Annotated in this window: 5 protein-coding genes; 4 read left to right on the plus strand and 1 reads right to left on the minus strand. The window is 72.9% G+C overall.

All coding sequences use genetic code 11. The annotated features are described in order from the left end of the window. The 4 genes from guaA to J1C73_RS34120 all read left to right on the plus strand — a co-directional run. On the plus strand, positions 1 to 1,575 hold a 1,575-nt coding region (gene guaA / locus J1C73_RS34105), incomplete at its 5' end, for a glutamine-hydrolyzing GMP synthase (protein WP_242645094.1). Positions 1,576 to 1,747: 172 nt separating this feature from the next. After that, the gene (locus J1C73_RS34110) at positions 1,748 to 2,518 is read left to right on the plus strand and encodes a class II aldolase/adducin family protein (RefSeq protein WP_123461135.1); all 771 of its coding nucleotides are present in this window, start codon (positions 1,748 to 1,750) and stop codon (positions 2,516 to 2,518) included. Between the two features lie 126 nt (positions 2,519 to 2,644). Continuing rightward, positions 2,645 to 3,910 carry a hypothetical protein gene (locus J1C73_RS34115; protein ID WP_207319742.1) on the plus strand — a complete coding sequence of 422 codons (1,266 nt, stop codon included), beginning with the start codon at positions 2,645 to 2,647 and terminating at the stop codon, positions 3,908 to 3,910. 210 nt (positions 3,911 to 4,120) lie between these two features. After that, positions 4,121 to 4,627: a DoxX family protein gene (locus tag J1C73_RS34120; protein WP_124284813.1), complete on the plus strand. Its 507-nt coding sequence runs from the start codon at positions 4,121 to 4,123 to the stop codon at positions 4,625 to 4,627. Between the two features lie 156 nt (positions 4,628 to 4,783). Here J1C73_RS34120 and J1C73_RS34125 read toward each other — a convergent pair whose 3' ends face one another. Continuing rightward, the gene (locus tag J1C73_RS34125) at positions 4,784 to 6,097 is read right to left on the minus strand and encodes a PspC domain-containing protein (protein WP_207319743.1); all 1,314 of its coding nucleotides are present in this window, start codon (positions 6,095 to 6,097) and stop codon (positions 4,784 to 4,786) included. Positions 6,098 to 6,442: the final 345 nt, after the last annotated feature.

Below are 6,442 nucleotides of genomic sequence, written 5' to 3' on the forward strand. Positions count from 1 at the left end.
GCCCCCGACACCACCACCGACGTGGTCCTCGTTGTCGACTTCGGCGCGCAGTACGCCCAGCTCATCGCCCGACGCGTCCGTGAGGCCCGGGTCTACAGCGAGATCGTGCCCTCCACGATGCCGGTGGCCGAGATGCTGGCCAAGAACCCCCGGGCGATCATCCTGTCCGGCGGACCGTCCTCCGTGTACGCCGAGGGCGCGCCCTCGCTCGACCGCGCGCTGTTCGAGGCCGGGGTCCCCGTCTTCGGCATGTGCTACGGCTTCCAGCTGATGGCCACCACGCTCGGCGGCACCGTCGACGACAACGGTGCCCGTGAGTACGGCCGTACCGCGCTCGCCGTCTCCAAGACCGGCTCGACCCTCTTCGAGGGCACCCCGGCCGAGCAGCCGGTGTGGATGTCGCACGGCGACGCCTGCTCCGCCGCCCCCGAGGGCTTCACCGTCACCGCGTCCACCGACGTCGTACCGGTCGCCGCCTTCGAGAACGACGAGAAGAGGCTCTACGGCGTCCAGTACCACCCGGAGGTCCTGCACTCCACGCACGGCCAGCAGGTGCTGGAGCACTTCCTGTACCGCGGCGCGGGCATCGAGCCGAACTGGACGACCACCAACGTCGTCGAGGAGCAGATCGCGCTCATCCGCGAGCAGGTCGGCACCAAGCGCGCCATCTGCGGACTCTCCGGCGGGGTGGACTCGGCGGTCGCCGCGGCCCTCGTGCAGAAGGCCATCGGCTCCCAGCTGACCTGCGTCTACGTCGACCACGGCCTGATGCGCCAGGGCGAGACCGAGCAGGTCGAGAAGGACTTCGTGGCCGCCACCGGCGTTCAGCTGAAGGTCGTCGACGCCGAGGAGCGCTTCCTGACCGCACTGGCCGGTGTCTCCGACCCGGAGCAGAAGCGGAAGATCATCGGCCGCGAGTTCATCCGCGTCTTCGAGCAGGCCCAGGCCGAGCTCGTCGCCGAGGCGGGCGCGGCCGGCGAGGACGTCGCCTTCCTCGTCCAGGGCACGCTCTACCCGGACGTCGTCGAGTCCGGCGGCGGCACCGGCACCGCCAACATCAAGTCCCACCACAACGTGGGCGGGCTCCCCGACGACATCGAGTTCCAGCTCGTCGAGCCGCTGCGCCAGCTGTTCAAGGACGAGGTCCGGATGGTCGGCCAGGAGCTCGGCCTGCCCGAGGAGATCGTCCAGCGCCAGCCCTTCCCCGGCCCCGGCCTCGGTATCCGCATCGTCGGCGAGGTCACCAAGGAGCGGCTCGACCTGCTGCGCCAGGCCGACGCCATCGCCCGCGAGGAGCTGACCGCGGCCGGCCTGGACCGTGACATCTGGCAGTGCCCGGTGGTCCTGCTCGCGGACGTCCGCAGCGTCGGCGTCCAGGGCGACGGCCGCACCTACGGCCACCCGATCGTGCTGCGCCCGGTCTCCTCCGAGGACGCCATGACGGCGGACTGGTCCCGGCTGCCGTACGAGACCCTCGCCAAGATCTCCACCCGCATCACCAACGAGGTCGCGGAGGTCAACCGCGTGGTCCTCGACGTGACGAGCAAGCCGCCGGGCACCATCGAGTGGGAGTAGGAGCGCCCGGCACAGGCCGGTACCGATGCCGCCGCCCGTTCCCACGGTCGGCGGCATCGCCGCTCCCCGCCCCGAATCGATGACCCATGCCTCTGGTCACCTGCGGCAACCGGCGGTAACTTCCGATCCCGTACGACTGATCCCGTACGCCTGGGAGCCCCGAGGAGCCGCTATGCCCGAGCCCGCACCCATACCCGTGGAGCAGCTGCGCTTCGCGATGCCGCCCGTGCACGCCTCCGCCGGTGACGAGCGCGCCCACCGCAAGGAACGGCTGGCCGGGGCGCTGCGGCTGTTCGGCGAGTACGGGTACGAGGACGGCGTCTCCGGGCACATCACGGCGCGCGACCCGGAGTTCACCGACTGCTTCTGGGTCAACCCCTTCGGCGCCCCCTTCGAGGGGCTGCGGCCGGACGAGCTGATCCTGGTCAACGGGGAGGGCCAGGTCGTCGAGGGAAGCCACCACGTCAACCAGGCGGCGTTCGCCGTCCACGCCCAGGTCCACCGGGCCCGCCCGGACGTCGTCGCCGTCGCGCACACCCACTCGGTGCACGGCCGCGCGCTGGCCTCGCTGGGGGAGCTCATCGAACCGATCACCCAGGAGTCCTGCGCCTTCTACGAGGACCACGCCCTCTACGACGCGTACACGGGGGTCGTCGTGGACGAGGACGAGGGGCGCCGGATCGCGGCCGCCCTCGGCACCCGCAAGGCGGTCATCCTGCGCAACCACGGACTGCTGACCGTGGGCGACTCGGTGGACGCGGCCGCCTGGTGGTTCCTCACGCTGGAGCGGTCCTGCCAGGTGCAGCTGGCCGCGCGGGCGGCCGGGAAGCCGGTGCTGATCGAGCACCGGGACGCGGTCACCACCCGGGAACAGCTCGGCAGCGACCTGGTCGCCTGGATCAACTACCAGCCGCAGTGGCGGCGCATCGCTCGAACGTTCTGACGATCCCACCCGCCCGATGCGCCCCGATGCGGGAGCAGCCCGTCCGGTACGGCACAATTCGCAGCAATCACAGCTGAGTTGGATTGAGCCACAGCTGTACCGGGGCGGGAAAGGGTGGCGTTCTCCGTGGCGTTGGACGAGGCACGACAAGGCGCGCACGGCGGTGGCTGTACGTGCGGCGACTGCCCGCACGGAGCGCGCGAGGGACACCGGCGCGCGGTGGCCGCCTTTCTGGCCAAGCGGGACGAACTCGCCGCGGGTCAGGGGCTGCCCACCGGGGTCGCCCAGTCCGCCTCCGCGACCCGGCAGTGGGTCTCGGACGAGCTGACCCAGTCGGCGCGCGCCGTCGCCGACCGCGGCCGGGAGGCGGGCGACGCCTGGCTGTACCGGGTGTGGCAGCGCACCCTGGTCATCGTGTGGGGTGCCGTCGCCGTGCTCGCGGTCGCCGAGGCCGCCACCGCGATCGGGGCGGGCTGGACCCACGCCCGTACCGCGGGCCTGGTCGCCGGACTCGTCACCGCCGGGCTGCTGACCACGGCCGCCCACGTCCACCGGGCGCGCGGCGGCCTCCTCGCCCCGCTGATCGGCGAGGACAACCGGCTCTCCACCTCCCGCGCGGTCGCCGCGTCCTGGGTGCTGCTCGCGGTCTTCTCCGTACTCGTCCTCGCGCTCCAGCTGGCGGGCGCCTCCGGCCACGCACAGCGCGACGCGCTGATCGAGGGCCTGGACCTGGCGCGCGGCGCCGGGGTGGTGAGCGTGCTGGCGCTGGTGTGCGCCATCGCCGTGGTGGTACGCCGGGTGGTGAGCGTACGGGTGGTGTCCGGGCGGCTCCAGAAACTGCGGGCCGACCGGCCGCGTGCCGCCGATCTGCTGACCGACGACTCCGGGCGGGGCGGCTTCACCGATGTGCAGTACGTGCTGGTGAGCACCGTCGCCGTGCTCTTCGCCGCGGTCAGGCTGGCCCGGCGGCCCGAGCAGCTGCCCGACCTGCCCTGGGGGCTGGCCCTGCTGGTGGCCGTCTCCGCGGCGGCGTACTTCGCCGGGAAGTACACGGAGTCCGGCCGGCCGGTGGTGCTGTCGGTGGTCAGGGCCCGGGAGGCCGGCGATCTGGACGCCCCGATCCGTACCGGCGACGACATCGAGATCCGCGGCGCGGGTTTCGTCCCGCCCGGCGCCGGGGCCCCCGACCGGCTGGCCCGCGTGGTCGTCCGGATCGGCCCGGTCCACGTCCATGTCCCGCTGATCCCGGTCCCCGGCGGCTTCGCCAACCCGACCGACACGGTGCTGACGGTGCCGGTGCCGGTGGAGGTGGAGCCGGGGGTGGTCGAGGTGCAGGTGGTCACGGCCGCGGGGACGGAGTCGAACCGGGTCGAGATCGACGTGACCGACTGAGGCCCTCCGGGGCAGCGGATCCGACCGCGTGTGACGTCCCGTCCGGCGCCCGTCCGGCGCCCGTCCGGCGAACTCGCCGGGTGTCCGGTGAGCAACGCCATCCCCGTCTACGTAAGGTCTGGTGACGGGTCGAACGGTCCGGCGAGGGTCGAATGGCCCTGTGGGCGGGACCCGGTGGTCCGCCCCGGGGCTGCGGAAGGCGGGAGAACCATGCACTACGGCATGAACGGACGGGGTCTGGGCGAGGCCAGGAGCCTGCGGGAGCTGGCGCGGGAGCACGCCCTGCTGCCGCTGCGGATCTTCCTCGGGGTCACCTTCATCTACGCCGGGCTCGACAAGCTGACCGACAGCGCCTTCTTCCGCACCACCGGCAACGGCTCCATCGGCGAGACGATGAACGCGGTCCGGGACTCCTCCGCGATCCCGGCCCTCGTCGACCTCGCGCTCAAGAGCCCGTCCGGCTTCGGCCACGCCATCGCGATCGGCGAACTCGCCGTCGGGATCGGCACGCTCCTCGGCCTGTGGACCAGGGTCGCCGCGCTCGGCGGTGCGCTGATCTCGCTGAGCCTGTGGCTGACCGTCAGCTGGCAGGTCGAGCCGTACTACCTCGGCAACGACCTGGCCTACCTCATGGCCTGGCTGCCGCTGCTGCTGGGCGGGGCCGCGTCCTTCTCCGTGGACGCCCTCCTCGCGTCGCGGCGGCGCCGGATCCTGTAGGCCACCCAGGTGGTCAGGACGGCGATCCAGAGGCCGCCGGTGAAGAGCGCGACGAAGAACGTCCACGGAACGTTCCATAGGCCGGCGGCATCCGCCGCGTATCCGGCCGCCAGGCCCAGCATCACCAGGCCCGCCACGGCTCGTCCGGGCCGGATCTCATGACGCAGCACGGGCGACCTCCACCTGTCCGACGCCGACTTCCAGATCGAGTTCCACGGTGCCGGCCGGGACGGCGCCCGACGGAGGGCGCAGCGTCCGGTGCTCGTTCTGCGAGGCCCTGATGTCCACGTCGCCCTTTCGCCATTCGCCCGGCAAGGTGATGTCACCGAGACCGGCCCGCGCGCTCAGCCGCACGGTGACCGCTTTCGGCACGTGCACGACGACACGACCCGCACCGACCTCCACCCGGGTCCTGAGGGTCTCGCCCTTCGGCACGGAGACCCGGGTGAGGTCCAGATCCGCCACCCCGGAGCCCACTTCGTAACGTGGTTGCACCGCGGAGACCGAGGCCGGCCGCCACTCCTCGCGCACCCAGTGCGCGGTGATGTCGGCGGGGAGCACGGACGCACCCGCCAGCAGGCCCGCGGTGAGTACCGAGAGCAGCACCGTACCGAAGCCGGTCCGGCCGACGAAGGCACTGACCAGCATCCCCGCCCCGAACACCGCGAGCGCGGCGGTCAGGCCGTTCTGCAGACTCGTACCCAGCGGCTGGGAGTCCCAGTTCGCCCTCGCGCCCAGAACGCCCGCCAGCAGGGCCAGCAGGAAGACGGCCCCGGCGATCGAGGTCGCTTCCGGGTTCTCCCGCGACCGCCGGGGTGCCCGGAACGGGGCATCGGCCGTCGCCCCGGGCGGCCCGGCCGCCCGGCCGCCCAGAGTCGTGTCCGGCGGCCCCCACAGATAGCCGGAGCCCACCGGCCCCGAGGTGCCGTCCTTGACGATCGGGTCCCGCCACCAGGACGGGCTTCCCGGCCGCGGCGGCGCCTTCACCTCGGGCGGCGCGTCCGACACCGCCTGCGCGGCCGCCGGATGCAGCGGGCCCTGCGGATCGGCCGTCCTGCGGTGCTGCGTCCAGACGGAGAAGCCGAGCACCGCGAGGGACAGCATCGCGGCGAACGCCAGCGTGCCGCCGTTGCCCAGCATGGACAGGAACAGCCCGCAGCCGATCAGCGCGAGCAGCACCGCGATCAGCGACGCCCCCTCGACCCGGCCCGACAGCAGCCGGCGCGCCTCGTTCTCGTCCTCGCCCTCCAGCGGGATCAGCAGCCACGCGAAGCCGTAGAAGATCAGTCCGAGACCGCCGGTCACGGAGAGCACGCCGAGCACGATCCGGAAGATCACCGGATCGACGTCGCAGTACCGGCCGAGGCCGCCGGACACCCCGGCCACTACCTTCTGCCGCGAGCGCCGCAGCCGCGGGCCGGGCCCGGGGGGCGGTACGACGCCGGGCGGCGCATCCTGGGGAACGGTCATGGCTCCATGGTGACGGGCGCCGGGCCCGTCCGGCACCCGCCCCGACCCTGGCCGAACCCTGAGATCGGCCCGCCCGACCCTGAGGGGGCCGTTCCGCGTCCCGGCCCCGGCCCCCGGCTCCCCGGTTCTCCGGGCCGGACGCTCTCAGGGTCGAAGTGGGGGCCGACCCTGATGCCACCACCCGTACGCACGTGTGACGATCGGGTCATGCCAGCCGCCACCACCCGAGCCGCCAGCTCCCTCAGCCCCGACCCGGAGGAGCCACCGCTGCGCAAGCTGTACCGCAGCGCCGACGGACGGCTGCTCGGCGCTGCGGTACAGCTTGCGCAGCGGTGGCTCCTCCGG

Source organism: Streptomyces laculatispora, assembly GCF_017353455.1.
Taxonomy (GTDB): domain Bacteria; phylum Actinomycetota; class Actinomycetes; order Streptomycetales; family Streptomycetaceae; genus Streptomyces; species Streptomyces laculatispora.